Origin of the sequence: Microbacterium sp. (assembly GCF_003248605.1) — a bacterium.
GTDB lineage: Bacteria > Actinomycetota > Actinomycetes > Actinomycetales > Microbacteriaceae > Microbacterium.
Genome location: NZ_QFPF01000162.1, coordinates 1 through 4039, shown reverse-complemented (window position 1 = coordinate 4039; position 4039 = coordinate 1). Strand labels below are relative to the sequence as shown.

Sequence of the window (4039 nt, the reverse complement as noted above, 5' to 3'; positions counted from 1 at the left end):
GTGCGGGACGGTGACCTTGCCGTCCTGGTGGCCGCACTGCTTCTCGTCCGAGACCTGGTTCTCGATCTGGATGGCGCACGCGCCCGCCTCGATCATCTTCTTCTCCAGCAGGTACGTCGCCTCGGGGTTGCCGAAGCCGGCGTCGATGTCGGCGATGATCGGCACGACGTGGGTCTCGTGATTGTCGATCTGGGACTGGATGAACTCCTGCGCCGTCTCGTCGCCGGCGGCCCGCGCCTCGTCGAGCTTCGTGAAGAGCAGATCGAGCTCGCGGGCGTCGGCCTGGCGGAGGAAGGTGTAGAGCTCCTCGATCAGGGCCGGCACCGAGGTCTTCTCGTGCATCGACTGGTCGGGGAGGGGCCCGAACTCCGAGCGCAGGGCGGCGACCATCCACCCCGAGAGGTACAGGTAGCGCTTGTTGGTCGACTTCAGGTGCTTCTTGATCGAGATGATCTTCTGCTGGCCGATGAAGCCGTGCCAGACGCCGAGCGACTGCGTGTACAGCGAAGAGTCGGCGTCGTACTCCGCCATGTCGCGTCGCATGATGTCGGCCGTGTACTGCGCGATCTCGAGGCCCGTGCGGAAGCGGTTCTGCGCGCGCATCCGGGCGACGTACTCCGGGTTGATGGCATCCCAGCTCGGCCCGCTCTGCTGCGCGAGGGTCTCGATGGCGTCGATGTCGTTCTGATAGGTGGTCATGTTCGTCCTTGATCGTGGGTGGATGCGGGGTGTCACTCGTGCTCGACGAGGTACTTCGCGTAGGCGGGCAGAGTCAGGAAGGCCGGGAAGTCGGCGCCGAGGGCGACCTCGCGGAAGATGGCGGCGGCGTCGTCGAACCGGTCGCCGGTCGATCGAGGGGCAGCATCCAGCTCCTGCCCGATCAGGCCTTCGACGTACTCGCGCGTGATGCGCGTGCCGTCGTGCAGCTCGCGGTCCTGGTGGATCCACTGCCAGATCTGCGAGCGCGAGATCTCGGCGGTCGCCGCATCCTCCATGAGGTTGTCGATCGCGACGGCACCCTGGCCGCGCAGCCACGCCTCCAGATACCGGATCGCCACCGACACGTTGCCGCGCACGCCCGCTTCGGTGACGGGCAAACCGATGTGCACGTCGAGCAGGTCGGCGGCGCTCACCTCGACGTCATCGCGCTGCCGATCGAGCTGGTGCGGACGGTCGCCGAGCACCGCATCGAACTCGGCCATGGCTGTCGGGATGAGGTCGGGGTGAGCGACCCACGTACCGTCGAAGCCGTCGCCCGCCTCTCGCTTCTTGTCGGCGGCCACCTTCTCGAACGCGCGTGCCGTCACGTCGGGGTCGCGGCGATTCGGGATGAACGCGCTCATGCCTCCGATCGCATACGCCCCGCGCCGGTGGCACGTCTTGACCAGCAGTTCGGTGTAGGCCCGCATGAACGGCACGGTCATCGTCACCTCGCTGCGGTCGGGCAGCACGAACCGGGCCCCACGGCCGCGGTAGTTCTTGATGATCGAGAAGATGTAGTCCCACCGGCCGGCATTCAGCCCGGCGCAGTGGTCGCGCAGCTCGAAGAGGATCTCGTCCATCTCGAACGCGGCGGGCAGGGTCTCGATGAGCACCGTCGCGCGGATCGTGCCGTGTGGGATGCCGATGTAGTCCTCGCTGAACGAGAACACGTCGTCCCACAGCTTGGCCTCCTCCGACGACTCGATCTTGGCGAGGTAGAAGTACGGCCCCCGACCACCGTCGATCAGCGCCTGCGCGTTGTGGAAGAAGTACAGCCCGAAGTCCACGAGCGAGCCGGATGCCGCCATCTGGCGACCGAGACGGTCGGTGAACCGGATGTGGGCCTCGGTCAGGTGCCAGCCGCGAGGGCGCATCACGATCGTCGGCGTGCGCTCCGCGGTGACCTCGTAGCGCTTGCCCTCGGGGGAGGTGAACGTCAACTCGCCGCGGATCGCGTCGCGCAGCGAGAGCTGTCCTTCGATCACGTTGCCCCAGGTCGGGCTCGTCGCGTCCTCCTGGTCGGCCAGCCACACCTTCGCGCCCGAGTTCAGCGCATTGATGGTCATCTTCGGGTCGGTCGGGCCGGTGATCTCGACGCGGCGGTCCTCGAGCCCGGGTCCCGCCCCGGCGACACGCCACTGCGTGTCCTCGCGGATGTGCGCCGTGTCGTCGCGGAAGCGCGGATCGTGGCCGTTGCCGATCTCGAAGCGGCGGCGCATGCGGTCGGCGAGGCGGTCATGGCGACGCCCGGCGAAGCGCTCGTGGAGCGCCGCGACGAAGGCCAGGGCATCGGGGGTGAGGATCTCGTCGTATCGCGTCCGCATCGCACCGACGACCTCGAGCGCGCGCCCCGCGCTTGTCGCGGCGCGCCCTGAGCTCGTCGAAGGGCGGGTCATCGTCGGTTCGGTGATGAGGGTCATGATCGTCGTCCTTTGCAGATCCGGTCGGGCCGGTCAGTGGGTCATGCGTCTACTTTGTGTGAATTTGACGCACCGGACTGCACAATCTCGGGGAGAAGATTGAGGAAAATTCACGCTCTGTGACAGAATGCCGAGCATGGCGATCGTAGAAGTCACCGAAGACGAAGAGGCCGAGGCCGACGCCCTGACGATCGGGCGGCGCATCCGTCAGCTCCGCACGGCGCGGGGCATGACCCTCGACGACCTCGCGGGAGCTGTCGAGCGCGCCCCGAGCCAGCTCTCGATGATCGAGACCGGAAAGCGCGAGCCGAAACTCACCCTGCTGCGGGCGATCGCCAAGGCGCTCGGGGTGAGCATCGACGCGCTGCTCGAGGCCGAGCCGCTCGACGAGCGCGCGTCGCTCGAGATATCGCTCGAGCGGGCGATGAAGGGACAGACGTTCCAGGCCCTCGGCATCCCGTCGTTCCGCATCGGCAAGACGATCCCCGATGAGGTGCTGCGCGCGATGCTGTCGCTGCAGGGAGAGATCGACCGTCTCCGCGACGAGCGGGCAGCGACCCCCGAGGAGGCGCGGCGGGCCAACGTCGACCTGCGCCACCTGATGCGTCGGCAAGACAACTACTTCGCCGATCTCGAGGCGCAGGCGCGGGGGATCCTCGAGGCGGTCGGTCACCCGGGAGGTCCGCTGACCCAGAGGACGGCATCCGACATCGCCGCCCATCTCGGGTTCACCCTGCACTACGTGCCCGACCTGCCGCAGACGACCCGCAGCGTCGCCGACCTGCGCCACGGACGGCTCTACCTCTCGAGCCGCATCTCGGCGAAGGGCGACCCCCGCACCGCGGTGCTGCAGGCGCTGTCGAGCCGGATCCTCGGCCACGCCGAGCCCCGCAGCTACGCCGAGTTCCTGCGGCAGAGGGTCGAGACGAACTATCTGACGGGGGCGCTGCTGATCCCCGAGTCCCACGCCGTGCCGGTGCTGGTCGAAGCGAAGGCGGCGAAGGCGATCTCGATCGAGGATCTGCGCGACGCGTACTCCGTGTCGTACGAGACGGCGGCGCATCGGTTCACGAACCTCGCGAGCGTGCACTTGGGCATCCCGGTGCACTTCCTCAAGGTGCACGAGTCGGGCACGATCACCAAGGCCTATGAGAACGACGACGTCAATTTTCCGACCGACCGTCTGGGCGCGATCGAGGGGCAGATGTGCTGCCGGCGATGGACCAGCCGTGTCGTGTTCGACGTCGACGACCGCTTCAACCCGTACTACCAGTACACCGACACCGGCAACGGCACGTATTGGTGCACGGCGCGCGTCGAGCACTCGAGTGAGGGCGCGCACTCGGTGAGCGTGGGGGTGCGCTTCGACGACACGAAATGGTTCCTCGGCCGCGACACACCCAACCGCGGGGTGTCGAAGCACTCGGTCGAGGTGTGCTGCCGCCGGGCGCCCGCCGACCTCGAGGCGGCGTGGCGTGAGAACGCCTGGCCCAACGTGCGCACGCCCCGCACGCTGCTCGCGACCCTGCCGACGGGGTCGTTCCCGGGCGTCGACACGACCGAGGTGTACGAGTTCCTCCAGGCGCACGCGCCGGGCTGACGCGGCGCCGCCGCGTCGCCGCGCGCTGTCGCCGCCG

Annotated in this window: 3 protein-coding genes; 1 reads left to right on the top strand and 2 read right to left on the bottom strand. The window is 68.0% G+C overall.

All coding sequences use genetic code 11. The annotated features are described in order from the left end of the window. Both DI573_RS14385 and aceB read right to left on the bottom strand, forming a co-directional pair. Positions 1 to 699: isocitrate lyase (locus tag DI573_RS14385; RefSeq protein WP_292815754.1), on the bottom strand; the 699-nt coding region annotated here is incomplete at its 3' end. A gap of 32 nt (positions 700 to 731) precedes the next feature. Further along, a complete protein-coding gene (aceB, locus tag DI573_RS14380) occupies positions 732 to 2378 on the bottom strand; it encodes a malate synthase A (protein ID WP_292815757.1) in 1647 nt (548 codons plus the stop codon). 151 nt (positions 2379 to 2529) lie between these two features. Here aceB and DI573_RS14375 point away from each other — a divergent pair, with 151 nt between their 5' ends. Continuing rightward, entirely contained in the window at positions 2530 to 4002 is a 1473-nt protein-coding gene (locus DI573_RS14375) for an XRE family transcriptional regulator (protein ID WP_292815751.1), read from the top strand. Positions 4003 to 4039: the final 37 nt, after the last annotated feature.